The organism is Gammaproteobacteria bacterium (assembly GCA_016199745.1).
Lineage (GTDB): Bacteria > Pseudomonadota > Gammaproteobacteria > Acidiferrobacterales > Sulfurifustaceae > JACQFZ01.
In genome coordinates, this window is sequence record JACQFZ010000052.1 from 37,812 (window position 1) to 52,514 (window position 14,703).

Annotated in this window: 10 protein-coding genes; 7 read left to right on the forward strand and 3 right to left on the reverse strand. The window is 59.8% G+C overall.

From position 1 onward, the window contains the following. Positions 1–6 precede the first annotated feature (6 nt). From HY308_14385 to HY308_14415, 7 genes are all read left to right on the forward strand, one after another. Complete coding sequence (locus HY308_14385) at positions 7–2,427, forward strand: acyl-CoA dehydrogenase (protein MBI3899462.1); 2,421 nt, start codon at positions 7–9, stop codon at positions 2,425–2,427. A gap of 63 nt (positions 2,428–2,490) precedes the next feature. Continuing rightward, entirely contained in the window at positions 2,491–3,777 is a 1,287-nt protein-coding gene (locus HY308_14390; GenBank protein MBI3899463.1) for an acetyl-CoA C-acetyltransferase, read from the forward strand. A 97-nt stretch (positions 3,778–3,874) separates the two neighbouring features. Further along, positions 3,875–5,953, forward strand: a complete 2,079-nt coding sequence (locus HY308_14395; GenBank protein MBI3899464.1) for an enoyl-CoA hydratase/isomerase family protein — start codon at positions 3,875–3,877, stop codon at positions 5,951–5,953. Between the two features lie 187 nt (positions 5,954–6,140). Further along, positions 6,141–7,514, forward strand: coding sequence for an outer membrane protein transport protein (locus HY308_14400; protein ID MBI3899465.1), 1,374 nt, complete (start codon positions 6,141–6,143; stop codon positions 7,512–7,514). Between the two features lie 75 nt (positions 7,515–7,589). After that, positions 7,590–9,287 (forward strand): long-chain fatty acid--CoA ligase, encoded by a 1,698-nt coding sequence (locus tag HY308_14405; protein ID MBI3899466.1) that lies wholly within the window; start codon positions 7,590–7,592, stop codon positions 9,285–9,287. A 90-nt stretch (positions 9,288–9,377) separates the two neighbouring features. After that, positions 9,378–9,611, forward strand: coding sequence for a hypothetical protein (locus HY308_14410; protein MBI3899467.1), 234 nt, complete (start codon positions 9,378–9,380; stop codon positions 9,609–9,611). Positions 9,612–9,683: 72 nt separating this feature from the next. Beyond that, complete coding sequence (locus HY308_14415; GenBank protein MBI3899468.1) at positions 9,684–10,814, forward strand: GGDEF domain-containing protein; 1,131 nt, start codon at positions 9,684–9,686, stop codon at positions 10,812–10,814. A 126-nt stretch (positions 10,815–10,940) separates the two neighbouring features. Here HY308_14415 and HY308_14420 read toward each other — a convergent pair whose 3' ends face one another. The 3 genes from HY308_14420 to HY308_14430 all read right to left on the reverse strand — a co-directional run bounded on the left by HY308_14420 (position 10,941) and on the right by HY308_14430 (position 14,478). Next, entirely contained in the window at positions 10,941–11,939 is a 999-nt protein-coding gene (locus HY308_14420; GenBank protein ID MBI3899469.1) for a PD40 domain-containing protein, read from the reverse strand. Between the two features lie 200 nt (positions 11,940–12,139). Then, positions 12,140–13,132 (reverse strand): cytochrome d ubiquinol oxidase subunit II, encoded by a 993-nt coding sequence (locus HY308_14425; protein ID MBI3899470.1) that lies wholly within the window; start codon positions 13,130–13,132, stop codon positions 12,140–12,142. Next, a complete protein-coding gene (locus HY308_14430; GenBank protein MBI3899471.1) occupies positions 13,129–14,478 on the reverse strand; it encodes a cytochrome ubiquinol oxidase subunit I in 1,350 nt (449 codons plus the stop codon). The genes HY308_14425 and HY308_14430 overlap by 4 nt, the downstream gene beginning before the upstream one ends. Between the last annotated feature and the right edge of the window lie 225 nt (positions 14,479–14,703).

Below are 14,703 nucleotides of genomic sequence, written 5' to 3' on the forward strand. Positions count from 1 at the left end.
ATGGCAATGACAGTGGTGGGCGCGATTGTTTTCGTTGTGATGGTCTTAAGCATTGTCGCCTATCTGCGCTTACCGTTGTTGTTGGCTACCGGCCTCCTCGCCGCCGCCCTCGCTGTTGCGCACCTCCTTTGTCCGCCGACGTTGCCGGCGATCGTGGTCAGCTGGGTCGTATTTTTGGCAATCGCCGCGATTTTGCATTTCTGGCCGTTGCGCCGCTGGCTCATCAGCAATCATTTGCTCGCCGCCTTCCGCCGGCAAATGCCGCCGATGTCTTCGACCGAGCGCGAGGCTCTGGAAGCTGGGTCGATCTGGTGGGAGGCGGAGTTATTCGGCGGCCGCCCGGCATGGCGCCGGCTGTTTAGCCTGCCCAAGCCGACATTATCGGCCGAAGAGCAGGCGTTCCTCGACGGCCCGGTGGAGGAGCTGTGCCGCATGGTCGACGATTGGGAGGTCGTGCATGTGCGCCGCGATCTTCCGCCGCAGGTATGGGCTTACCTGAAGCAACAGCGCTTCTTCGGCATGATTATCCCGAAACAATACGGCGGCTTGGAGTTTTCGGCGCAGGCGCATTCCGAAGTGGTCATGAAGATCGCCAGCCACAGCGTCACGGCCGCGGTGACGGTAATGGTGCCGAATTCGCTCGGCCCAGCCGAGTTGTTGCTGCACTACGGTACTGACGCGCAAAAGAATCATTACCTGCCGCGTTTGGCGCGCGGTGAGGAAGTCCCCTGTTTTGCCTTGACCGGCCCCGAGGCCGGTAGCGATGCCAGTGCCATGCCCGATTACGGCGTTGTCTGCCGCGGTGATTTTCAGGGCAAGCGCGATGTGCTCGGTATCCGCGTTACCTGGGAAAAACGCTATATCACCCTCGGCCCGGTGGCGACCGTGCTTGGTCTCGCCTTCAAGCTCTACGACCCGGAACACCTGCTCGGTGCGCAAGTCGAGCGAGGCATCACGTTGGCATTGATCCCGACCGATACCCCGGGCGTGAACATCGGCAATCGCCATCTGCCGCTCAATATTCCATTCCAGAACGGGCCGAACAGCGGCAAGGATGTTTTCATCCCGTTCGACTGGTTAATCGGCGGGCCGGACTACATCGGCCAAGGTTGGCGCATGCTGGTCGAGCGTCTTGCCGTCGGCCGCGGTATCTCGCTGCCGGCGCTGAGCGCGGGTTCCAGTAAGCTCGCCTCGCGCGCGACCGGTGCTTATGCGCGGGTGCGCAAGCAATTCAAAGTGCCGATCGGCCGCTTCGAAGGGGTGGAAGAAGCGCTGACGCGGATCGCCGGCCAGACGTATCTGATGGATGCGACGCGTAATCTCACGCTGTGCGCGCTTGATAGCGGCGAGGAGCCGGCCGTTGTTTCGGCGATCGTTAAATATCAACTGACGGAGCGCATGCGCCAGGTCATCAACGATGCCATGGATATTCAAGGCGGCTCCGGCATTTGCCTGGGACCGCGCAACTTCCTCGGGCGGGCGTATCAAGGTTTGCCGATCAGTATTACCGTCGAAGGTGCCAACATCCTGACGCGCTCGTTGATCATTTATGGCCAAGGCGCGGTGCGCTGCCATCCGTATTTGTTAAAAGAGATGCAGGCGGCCGCCGACACCGATACCCGCCGCGCGCGCCAGACGTTCGACAAAGCGCTATTTGGCCATGCCGGTTTTTTTGCCAGTAATTTTGTACGTAGCCTAGTGCTCGGCATGAGCGGCGGTCGCCTAACGTGTGTATCGATCACCGGCCCCGGTCGGCGCCATGTTCAACGGTTAGCGCGTTACAGTGCGGCGTTCGCGTTCGTTTCCGATCTAGCATTGATGACGCTCGGCGGCGCCCTCAAACGTCGCGAAAAATTGTCCGGTCGCTTGGCCGATGCGCTGAGTCTGTTATATATCGGCAGTGCCGTACTCAAACGTTTCGAAGACCAAGGACGTCCGCCGGCAGACGTGCCGCTGTTGCGCTGGGCTAGCGAGGATACGATTTATCGCCTGGAGCAGGCGTTGATTGGCGTGCTGCGTAATTTTCCGAATCGGTGGCTCGCCGCTATCGCCGGTGGGGTCATGTTCCCATTCGGCGCCCGCGCCCGTCCGCCGAGCGATAAGCTGGGCCAGCAAGCGGCGGCGATTTTGCTCGAGCCGTCGGCGGCGCGCGACCGCTTGACCGCCGGTATTTATGTGCCAACCGATCCGCAGTCCGGCGTCGGCCGCATAGAACATGCGCTCGCTAAGGTCATTGCCGCCGAATCCGTTGAGCGCAAACTCCAGCACATAAATGAGGCCCAATCGGTGTTTACGATGGACGCGTTGATCGATGCGGCACAGACTCAAGGATTGATCAGTATCGAGGAAGCCGAGCTCGCCCGCACGGCGCACGCCGCTCGACGTGCTGCCATCATGGTGGATGATTTTCCACCGGCGCAGATTTAGCGTTAATTAGGTCCGGCACGAGCGTAGTGTATCGCTCATGCCTTTGTTAGATGAGGAGGTTCCATGTCTCAGCCTCGTGTATTCGTCGTCGACGGCGTACGCACGCCGTTTCTGAAAGCGCGCACCGAGCCCGGCCCATTCGCGGCGTCCGATCTCGCGGTGGCCGCCGGGCGACCGCTGTTGGCGCGAATGCCGTTCGCGGCAACGGCTATCGATGAAGTCATCATCGGTTGTGTGATCGCGGCACCGGACGAAGCCAACATCGCTCGTATCATCGGCCTGCGGCTCGGCTGTGGTAAGCAGACACCGGCGTTCACCGTGCAGCGCAATTGCGCATCGGGCCTACAAGCAGTGGCAAGCGCTGCCGAAAGTATTCGGCTCGGTCAGGCGCAGCTAGTGCTCGCCGGCGGCACCGAGGCCATGAGCCGTTCGCCGATCCAATGGAATCTGTCGATGGCCACTTGGCTCGGCGCCGTCATGGGCGCGAAGAATATTGGTGCACGGTTGCAAGCGATTGCACGCTTTCGGCCGGCCAATCTGCAGCCGGTTTATTCATTGCTGCTCGGCTTAACCGATCCGCTGTACAAACTGTCGATGGGCCAAACCGCCGAAGTGGTCGCGCATCGCTTCGGCATCTCGCGCGAAGCGCAGGACGCGTACGCGTTACAAAGTCATCGCCGGCTCGCCGGTGCGTTCGACAACGGCAGCATGCGCGAGGAAGTCGAGGTGCTTTACGATTCCAAAGGCCGTTTCTACCCCGAGGACACCGGTCTGCGGCGCGAGACCGATATGGCGCAACTCGCCAAGTTAAAGCCGGTGTTCGATCGTAAGTATGGTCAGGTGACGTCCGGCAACAGCTCGCAGGTCACCGACGGCGCCGCCATGCTCATGCTGGCGAGCGAGTCGGCGGTGCAACGCTATCAGTTACCGGTGCTCGGTGAATTGCTCGGCCATGCCTGGTCCGGCGTTGATCCACGGCAGATGGGCCTAGGTCCGGTGCACGCAGTTTCCAAGTTGCTGACACAACATCAACTGAAGATGCGCGATCTCGCGCAGTTGGAATTGAACGAGGCATTCGCCGCGCAAGTGCTCGGCTGCCAAGCGGCGTGGGACAGTACCGAATACGCCAAGACCGAGCTCGGCCTCGATGCGCCGGTCGGTGCCATGGATCCGGAACGGCTCAATCCGGAAGGTGGCGCTATCGCCAGCGGCCATCCGGTCGGCGCTTCCGGTGCGCGCTTGGTGCTGCATCTGTTGAAATCGCTGAAACGCAAAGGCGGCGGCCTCGGTGTCGCCACGTTGTGCATCGGCGGCGGTCAGGGCGGGGCGATGTTGCTGTCGGTTCAGTAAGCCGCTCTGGGTAGAGGAGTGCGGCGTATCAATAGTTAACGTATGTCGGAGAGGCAGAATGGGCTCAGAGGAAATGACAACAACCGACAGCTCGACGATGACCTTGCGTCACTGGCATATCGATGTCGGCCAAATCGATAGCGCCGGTCGCGTCGTCGGTGCACCGCCGGGCGAAGAGATCGCCTTCCTCGAGCTCGATGTTGCCGGCCAATCGGCCAATGTCTTGTCGGGCGAGGTGTTGGACGAGCTCGAACGTCTGTTAAACGAGCTCGGTGCGCGGCGCCTGCGTGGCCTCGTCATTCGCTCCGGCAAGTCGTCGGGCTTTATCGCTGGCGCCGATGTGCGCGAATTCGGCCAAGTGGGCAACGCTCAGCAAGCGGCAGAGCTGGCGCGTCGGGGGCAGGTGGTATTCGAGCGCCTCGCCACCTTATCGTTTCCAACGCTGGCGTTGATCAACGGCTTTTGTCTCGGCGGTGGCCTGGAGCTGGCGCTTGCCTGCACCTACCGCGTCGCTCGCGACGATGCCTCGACCCGTTTGGGCGTGCCCGAGGTACGGCTCGGTATTCATCCCGGCTTCGCCGGCACGGTGCGTCTGCCGGCGTTGATTGGGCATCTGTCGGCGCTCGATCTCACGCTGACCGGTCGCACGGTCGCCGCCAAAGCAGCGCGTAAGCTCGGTCTCGTCGACGAGCTCGTACCGGAGCGGCACGAGCTGACGGCGGCGCAAGTCCTGCTCAAACGCCGACCGGAACCGAAGCGTCCGCCGTGGTATCAGCGTTTGCCGGGCTGGAAGCCGCTGCGTCCGTTGGTGGTGAAGATGCTCGACCGCAACGTGCGCGCCAAAGCCGATCCCAATCACTATCCCGCGCCGTATCGCATTCTCGAGCTGTGGCGTGAGCAGGCGTCGCTGGAGCAAGAGGCGATATCGCTCGGCGAATTGCTCACCAGCCGTACCAGCCGCAACCTTGTGCACGTATTCCTGCTCGGCGAAGAGCTGAAGCGCCGCGGTCGTGCGCACGAGCACAACATTCGTTATGTCCACGTCGTCGGTGCCGGCGTCATGGGCGCCGACATCGCTATGTGGGCGGCGTCGAAGGGTTTTCACGTCAGCCTGCAAGATCAAAAACCGGAAATCCTCGCGCGCGCCATGGGCCGGGCGCATACGTTCTTCAAGCGCCAGCTCAAAGAATCGCGCGCGGTGCAGGAGGCGCTCGACCGGTTGATGCCCGATCTCGCCGGCAACGGCTTACGCCGCGCCGACCTCGTGATCGAGGCGATCGTCGAGAAGATCGAACCGAAGCGCGAGTTGTTCCGCCACATCGAAGAAGTCGCGCGGCCCGACGCCGTCCTCGCCACCAATACATCGAGTATTCCATTGGAAGTAATGGCGCAATCGCTGCGCCGGCCGGAGCGCTTGGTCGGCCTGCATTTTTTCAATCCCGTCGCGAAGATGCAGCTGGTCGAGATCGTCCGCGGCGAACGTAGCGACGAGCTTGCGTTAGGGCGCGCGCGCAGTTGGGCGGTAGCGCTCGATCGCTTACCGCTCGACGTGAAGAGCAGTCCCGGCTTCCTGGTCAATCGCATCTTGATGCCGTATCTGCTGGAGGCGGTGAAGTTGCTGGAGGAGGGGATTCCGGCGCCCGATATCGATCGTGCCGCGCTCGAATTCGGCATGCCCATGGGTCCGATCGAATTGGCCGATACCGTCGGCCTCGATATTTGCTTGTCGGTGGCGGAAATGTTGTCCGGCCCGCTCGGCATACCGGTGCCGGCGCGGCTGCGCGAAGTCGTCGCCGAAGCGCGCTTGGGCAAAAAGAGCGGCTACGGATTTTATCGTTACGACAAAAACGGTCGGCGCCGTAGCGCGCGTGCCGGCGACGGCAAGGCGATTTCGCGTGTGCCGATTACCGAGCGCTTGGTGTTGCGGTTGTTAAACGAAGCGGTCGCGTGCCTGCGCGAAGGCGTGGTGAGCGACGCCGACGCCGTCGATGCCGGTATGGTATACGGTACCGGCTTCGCGCCGTATCTCGGCGGGCCGATGCGCTATGCCGACAGCCTCGGCACTACCGGCATCGGTCATAGTCTTTATCGTTTGTCGCAGGAGTATGGCGAGCGCTTCACCCCCGACACCGGCTGGTCGCAACCGGAGTTGTTCACGCGTTCGGCGCCCGCCTGAAGAATCTGCATGGCGGCTACCCATGACCTAGGTTGGTGTTTCTAAAAAGTTCGTCGCCTTGCAAATGCGTTTGCCCGATATCGGCAGATGCTTAAGAATACGTGTCGTGTGTCCGGTTTCGGCGCAAAACGACGACAACAACAGGGAGGTTGCAACTGCAGCCGATTCCCACCGTGAGGAGATCAACATGAAGACCCCGCCTGTAATTCGCAAACGCCTTCCGATCGCGATCGCCGCCGCCGTCATGGCCGGCACCAGCGCGCCGTCGATGGCGGCGTTTTTCCAGATTCAAGAGAACAGTGCTTCCGGTCTCGGCAATGCTTACGCCGGCGGCGCCGCCGGCGCCGAGGACGCGAGCACGGTCTGGTACAACCCAGCCGGTATGGCGCGCTTGTCCGGTCGGCAATTCGTGGTGGCCGGTCACTACGTCGACCCGTCGATTAAGCTCGAAAACGCCAGCGCCACGCATGCCGCGGCGCTCGGTGGCAGCGCGATCTCCGGCGGTAACGGCGGCGACGCCGGTGAGTCCGCGTTGATACCGAATTTTTACTTCACGCAGTCGTTAGACGGCGGCTTCGTCGTCGGCTTGGGTGTCAACGCGCCGTACGGTCTGGCGACCGAATACGACAGTGACTGGGTCGGTCGTTATCACGCCATTCGTTCCGAGATTAAAACGGTCAACATCAACCCGGGGCTGTCGTACAGTCTGAACGAGAAAGTGTCGATGGGTGCCGGCCTTAACGTCCAACGTATCGACGCCGAGCTGACCAATGCCGTCGACTACGGCAGTATTTGTGCCGCTGCCGGCGTCGGCGCTTGTTCCGGTACGAACGCTGCCGACGGAAGCGCGCGCCTGGAAGGCGACGATACCAGTTACGGCTATAACCTCGGCATGCTCTGGCAGTTCACGCCGGACAATCGGGTCGGTCTCGCTTATCGCTCGAAGATTTCACACACCATTGAGGGCCAGTCGACCGTAAACGCGCCCAATGCGACTTCCGCCGCGGTCGCCGCATCGGCGCCTTTCAACATTTCAAATTCGGCGCTGGTCACCAACATCACCATTCCCGAAACCATTTCGCTCAGCAGCTTTAATCAGCTCACACCGCAATGGGCGCTGATGGCCGATATCACGCGCACTCGCTGGAGCCGCTTGCCGGAGTTGCGTATCGATTTTACCGAGAACAATCAATCCGACTCGGTAATCACGCTCGATCTGGAAGACGTAAACCGCTATTCGATCGGCGCCACCTATTCGCCGGCTGGAAAGTGGAGCTACCGTTTCGGTATCGCGCTCGACGAATCGCCGACGCCGAACGCCGAGGTGCGGACCGCGCGCGTGCCCGACGCCGATAGAACCTGGCTCGCGCTCGGTGCGACATATCGTTGCCGTGATAACGCCAGCATCGATATCGGCTATGTTCGTATCATGATCGACGACGCCGACATCAATAAAACAGCCGCCAGCTCGACCAGCGAAAATTTCTTCCGCGGCAATTTGCAGGGCACGTATGAGTCGAGCATCAATATCGTCAGCGTGCAGGGGCGCTGGTCGTTCTAACGAATTGTATCGGCACACCTGACTCCTCCTCTGCGTGAGGGGGCTGGGTGAGGGGGAGTCAGTGCAGGACACCGTATGCAGCTAACGGAACGCTCCAACCTGTCCGATCTTTTTCTCGGCCGCGTGCAGGAAACCCCTGACCTGCCGGCGTACCGTCAATTCGACGGCAAGAGTTGGCGCGATTGGACCTGGGCCGAGGTGGCGCAAGAAGTCGGGCGTTGGCAGGCGGCGCTGCGTGCCGAAGGATTGCAGCCTGGCGACCGGGTGGCATTGTGTCTGCACAATCGCATCGAATGGGTGTTATTCGATCAAGCGGCGATTGGTTTGCGTCTCGTTACCGTGCCGCTTTACTTCGATGACCGCGCCGAGAACATGGCGTGGTGTTTGAATGATGCCGGCGCGCGCTTGTTGCTGCTCGAAGACGGCGCGCAGTGGGCGGCCCTCAAGGACCAATTGCCGACGGTCGAGCGCGTCGTTTGCTTGGATGACGCGGTGGCGCCGGATGCAAAGTTGCGACGCTTGAGCGATTGGTTGCCGTTGGGCCTGCATGCGTTGACCCACTCGAACGCACCGGCGAACGAGCTCGCCACCATCGTCTACACCTCCGGCACTACTGGCCGCTCGAAAGGCGTGATGCTGTCGCATCACAACGTCGTTACCAATTGCGTCGCATCGACGCGGGCGATCCCAGTAACGAGCGCCGACAAATTTTTATCGTTCTTGCCGCTGTCGCACATGTTCGAGCGTACCGCCGGCTACTACGCCGGCATTTGGTCCGGCGCACATACGATCTACGCGCGTTCGATCTCGCTGCTAGGCGACGACCTGCGCCAGCAACGGCCGACGATTTTGGTGGCGGTGCCGCGTATCTTCGAGCGTATTTGGAGCCGCATGCAGGAAGCGATGCCGGCCGGTACTCTTAAGCGGCGCTTGTTCGACAAAGCGGTCGCCGTCGGTTGGCGGCGTTTTACCGGCGCGGCGACGTTGGTCGATCACTTGTGGTGGCCGTTGTTGAAACTGCTGGTCGCAAGAAAACTTCGAGCCCGTATGGGCGGTCGCATCCGCCTAATCGTCGTCGGCGGCGCCGCTTTTCCGGAAGCGTTGGCGAAAATCTTCATTAGTTTAGGTCTGCCTATCATTCAAGGTTATGGTCTTACCGAAACGGCACCGGTGCTGGCGTGCAATCGCGAGGGTGACAACGACCCGGCGTCGGTCGGCCGTGCACTCGAAGGCATCCTGCTACGCTGCGATGACAACGGCGAGCTACTCGCGCGCGGGCTGAACATCATGCTCGGTTACTGGAACAATGCTGAAGCAACCGCCAAGGTCATGACCGCCGACGGCTGGTTTCGCACCGGCGATCTCGCGCGCATCCGCGACGGCCGCGTTTACATCACCGGCCGCGTCAAAGACATCATCGTCATGTCGAACGGCGAAAAGATTTCACCGGCCGACGCCGAGCAGGCGATCCTGCGCGACTCGACCTTCGAGCAGGTCATGATCGTCGGCGAAGGGCGCAAGGCGCTTGGTTTGGTGTGTGTCGCTAAGATCGACGACCTGGGCCAGTTATGCACGCGCGCCAATACGCAATTGAGCGGTTTCCCCGGCTACGCCCGCATCCGCCACATCATCCGTGTCACCGATACCTGGAGCGTCGAGAACGGTTTGCTTACGCCGACGCTAAAAATTCGCCGCAAAGAAGTGGAGCGGCGTTACGCCGACGAGATCGAGGCGATGTATCAGAGCACCGATTACTGTCACGTGAAGAGCTGAAGCAACCTGCCATTTGTGCCCGTCGGTCTGGCACAGGCGAGTTGAAGAAAAATGCGACTGCGGTGAATCAGCCGCCTAGCGCTGTGCGAATTGCAATCGCGGCTGAAGGAAGAAGAGAAGCCAGTCGGCGAGGTCGGCGACTATCCGCGCATTCCGCTCTACGACCTCGACACGATGGACGATCATTCGCTTAACGCCGAAGGTCGCGCATCGGCGCTGCGGGCAGGTCCGCTGTCCTGGCGGAAAGATTTGCTGGCAGAAAAGGATGTCGTGCTGGTAGGAAGGGCGGTGCTTTACGTACGCCGTCTGCGTCGTTCATCATAAATAACGCACGAGCCAGCAGGGCAGGATTTTCACAACTTCAAAAGAACAGTAGTGCCACGGAGGGAGTGCGTCATGACGACAGAAACGTATGCAATTCAAAATCGGCGCTCGGGAGACCCACGAACCATCGACTCGCCGTCGCTATGGCGTCGTATCCACGATCGTCTTCGACTTTGTCCTGACACCGAACCGGAACAGAATCTCGTTCGACTAATCATTACCTCATTTTTCTTTTTTTACACGATCGCCTATGCGCTGTGGAATGATGTGCCGATACATCCCTTCTCGCTCGCGCTCGGGATCTACATCGGCTACACGCTGGTAATATTCGTCTGGATTTACTATTCGCCCAAGAAATCGGTGTTGCGCCGAATATTGTATACGCTGGGCGACCGGGGTATGACGACGGCGGGGCTACTGCTCTTCGGCGAATGGATAACGCCGGCGTATGTGCTCTATTTGTGGCTCGATGTCGGTAATGCGGCTCGTTACGGGCGCCAGTATTTATATCTGTCGACGGTGTGCTCCACCATCGGCTTCGGTCTTGTCCTTTTCTATAACGAGTACTGGCAGTCGCTTGGCCTGCTTGGCATTGGTCTATGGTTCGGCATTATGTCGTCGCCCTACTACGCCGGCTTATTCTTGCGCCGCCTGAACGAGGCCAACGAGCGGCTCAATGAACTAGCGACGCATGACTCGTTGACGCAGCTGCCAAACCGGGCGTTTTTGTACGAGCGATTGAATGAAGCTATCGCCGCCGCCGAACGCCATAAACGAACCTTTGTGGTGCTGTTCGTCGACTTGGACGATTTCAAGCAAGTCAATGATTCGCGCGGGCATGCGGCGGGCGACGAGGCGTTGCGGGCGGCGGCGCGTCAATTGAGTGAATCGGTGCGGGAAGCCGATACCGTGGCGCGGTTGGGCGGCGATGAGTTCGTTATTTTGTTGTTGGACGCGGCGGATAACGAGAGGCGCCACATCGATATCGGCAATAATATTCGCGACGCTCTCCGGTTGTATACGCCAGATCGCTTGTCGGCGAGCATTGGCATCGCCACTTACCCGTCGTGCGGTACCGATGCCGAGACGTTAGTGCGGCATGCCGATCGTGCCATGTATGCGGCGAAGCGGGCCGGGAAACAGCAGTGTCACGTTTGCCGGCATCCATTCATATTATCGGCGGCGACATGCAAAGGGGTTTGAAACACCCTGCTTTTGGTAATGGCACCTTAAGCCAGCTGACCGAATCCCACTATACCTGCTCCCGGTAATGGTCTGTTTCTTTTTGTCGTCGTCGCTAGATTAACTGCGTCCGGTGAGAGTCTCCGGTCAGCGCGCGGCGGTATAGCTCGCGCCTAATTTCTGTTTGCCGTCGTTGATGTTCACGGCGCTTTGGTTGAGGCGCCAGATCATCCCGGTCTTGATATCGCCGATAACCAGGCCATAGGGCGGATCGTAGGCACCGCTGGGAAAAATTAGATGGTCTTCATCGACCGGCGCGGCGTCGGAATTGTTCGCGTTGCATTTATTGAGCGGTAACGCGTAGGCCGTGCTGCTTGCGGCATTGGGCAGCGCCATCATGATTTGGTCGTAGCCGCTGCCGCTGCTGGCACGCGTAAAGAAATAGGCCGAGTAATCGCGAACGATCGGGTAATAGTCGTGCGCACCAGCCGGCGGAACTGCGAACGGTGCGGTCTGTCCCGTTGCTAAATTTTTGCGGTAAATGCTCATGCCGTCGCTGCCGACGGTGTACACGACATATTTGCCGGATGGTGTCAGATACGGCATCGATTCCTCGATCGTCCAACCGTCGCTCGTAATGTTCTGCCAGGCAGAGACACCGACAGTATTGTCGGCGTTGAAGCGCAGAGTGGCGAGCCGAATATCGCCCTCATGCTTGAAGACAATCCGCTTACCGTCGAACGAGAATTTTGCATCCTCGTTGCGGCCGCCGATCGATGCGGTGATATTGCTTGGCGCGGTCGGCGAGCCGATGGCCCAGACAAAAATATTCCAATTGCCGTCCTGTTGCGCCATGAATGCGATTCTTTTTCCGTCTGGGGAAAAATGCGCATTCATTGGATCGGACAGATTCCAACTCGGGTTGTCGAGCCGGGTCGTCGTTTGCGACGGAAAATCGTACAGGTAGAGATTCGACGTGCCGTCGCCATAACTCACATAGGAGTGGTAGACCAGACGTCCGGAAAGAGTCGGAAAGGTGTTGCTTGGCTGAAGCGTTGGGTTAGCGGTACAGGCGGCGTAGGGATCCGTCGAAAAAAGTGCGGCAATGACAGCGGCAGGCAATCGTAGTGCGTGTAGAACTCTCATTCGATCCTCGAACTATTTTAAATTTTTGTCGGCAGAGTGATCTGCGGGGATCGACGATTGTAATGCCCGACGTTAAGAGTCTACCGCCTTAGAATGTGTGAACGGCTAAGCCCGACTGAAGAGAGGCAATGCCCTGCAACCTGTTAGTTTAGTCTCAACAGAACTACAAGGGTTGAAACGGTGCAATTATAACGTTGGGTTTATTCGTAAAGCCCCGCGCGTGCCTTACCCCAAAACACCCGATACGAAAATGCGGTGTAGAGGATGATCAACGGCACCACCACGAGCACACCGACCAGAACAAATTTCAATGACGACGGGTGCGCCGCCGCTTCCCAAATGGTCAAGCGATCGATAACGATGTACGGAAAAAGACTGTAGGCGAGGCCGGCAAAGGCCAAGGCAAACATCGCGACACTGCCGGCGAATGGAATCCATTCTTGGGTTGAACTGCCGCGGCTCAGGCGTCGTAGCGTAATGCCGACATAGGCAATGATTGCCGTGCTCGCCGCCGGCAGCAGCATCAGCGCCAGCGTGTGCGGAAAATCGAACCACTTGTGCCGTACGGTTTCGCTCACTAAGGGCGTCACGACGCTGACGACGGCGATGGCGAGCGTGGTCCAGATCAAGCCCCACTTGGCCCATGCCAGCGCTTTTTTCTGCAATAGCCCGTCGGTTTTGATGATGAGCCATGTTGCACCGAGCAGCACGTAAGAGCCGCACAGCGCGCCGCCGACGATGATGGAGAAAATAAAATAACCGAAACCGGAATGAAAGCCGGTGATGTAGCGCGCTAGCATGATGCCTTGCGCGAACGACGCTAAGAACGAGCCGAACCAGAACAGCCAATTCCACAATTCGCGATGCCAGCCTTCGGCCTTGATGCGGAACTCGAAGGCGGCGCCGCGGAACATAAGGCCGATCAGCATCGCCACTGTCGGCAAGTACAGCGCGCCCAAGATCACGCCGTGCGCGACCGGAAACGCCACCAACAAAATGCCGACGCCGAGCACGAGCCAGGTCTCGTTCGCGTCCCAGAACGGGCCGATCGACGCGACCATGACGTTGTGTTCGTTCTCGTCGGCCGCTGGCATCAGCATGCCGACGCCGAGGTCGTAACCGTCGAGTACCACATAGGCGAGGATCGCCAGGCCCATGAGGCCGGTGAAGATCAGCGGCAGATCAAGCGTCATAGCAGGCCCTCCGCCGTAATCGAGCCTGGCCCGACCGGCGCTTTGGTGCTGCCGCTGCCGGCGAGATGCGTCAGCACGACGACGTAGGCGATGAGCATGATGCTGTACGTAATGATGTAACCGGTGAGGCTGGCACCGAGCTTCGCTTCGGAGACGGCACCAACAGCGTCGGCGGTGCGCAGCACGCCGGTAACGAGCCACGGCTGGCGGCCGATCTCGGTGACTAACCAGCCGGCCAGCGTCGCGACCCAACCGGAGAAGGTGAAGCCGGCAAAGATCCACAGCAACCAGCGCGGCGGTGTGCGATTGCCGCGCAGTCGCCAAGTGCCGACGGCGCTCACCAGTAACATCAGCATACCGACACCCACCATCACCCGAAACGCGAAGAACACCGGCGCCACCGGCGGCGTGTTCGGCGCGAACGCTTCAATGCCTTTTATCTCGGCATCGCGATCGTGCCGAAGGATGAGACTGGCACCCTTGGGAATTTCAATGGCGAAGTCGTTGGTTCTGGTCGCTTCGTTCGGAATGGCGAACAACACCAGCGGTGCGCCGTGCTCGGTTTGCCACAGCGCCTCGACGGCAGCAATCTTGGCCGGTTGATGCTCGAGCGTGTTCAGTCCATGGAGATCGCCCATGAAGATTTGCACCGGTGCCAACACGAACGCAATCAATACGCCGGTGCGCAGCGTCTTCTTCGCCGCTGTGTCATCGGCCGCCTTCAGCAGGCGCCATGCCGACAATCCCGCCACTAAAAACGCCGCTGTCAGTCCGGAGGCGAGCAACATGTGCGTCAGCCGATAGGGAAACGAGGGATTGAAAATGACCTCCCACCAATTGCCGGCGATCAGTTCGCCATCGGCGATGACGTGGCCGGCCGGTGTGTGCATCCAAGAGTTGAGCGCGAGAATCCAGAACGCCGATATCGTCGTGCCGACCGCAACCAGCACCGTCGCTAGCAGATGCACCCAGCCCGGCACGCGCCGCATGCCGAATAACATAACGCCGAGAAAGGTAGCTTCGAGAAAAAATGCGGTGAGCACTTCGTAAGCAAGCAACGGACCGGCAATGTTGCCGACCTTATTCATGTAGCCCGGCCAGTTGGTGCCGAACTGAAACGACATGACAATGCCGGTCACTACGCCCATCGCAAACGACAGCGCGAACACTTTGGTCCAGCGTTGGTAAGTCGCGAGCCACTCCGGATTGCCGGTGCGCGCGTATTGCACGCGAAAGCCGACCAGGATCCAGCCGAGGGCGATGGTGATCGCCGGAAACAGAATATGAAAACCGATATTCAGGCCGAACTGTATGCGGGCAATGGCGGTAGCGTCGAGGGTATCCATAAGCTGGCGTCGTTGTCGTCGAGCTACCAGTCTAATGATTCGCCGACGACGCGCCAAATGCTACGGCAAAGATAAATGTCGCGTGGCCCACCCTAATGCAATGGACTCCACCCCCTTACTCAACGGCGTCACAATGCGCCAAGCGGGTTGAATCGGTCAACGCGCTATCGTCAGGAGGTGGAGCCCAGATGAATACTAACGCAGCGGTGATCGGATTGGATATTG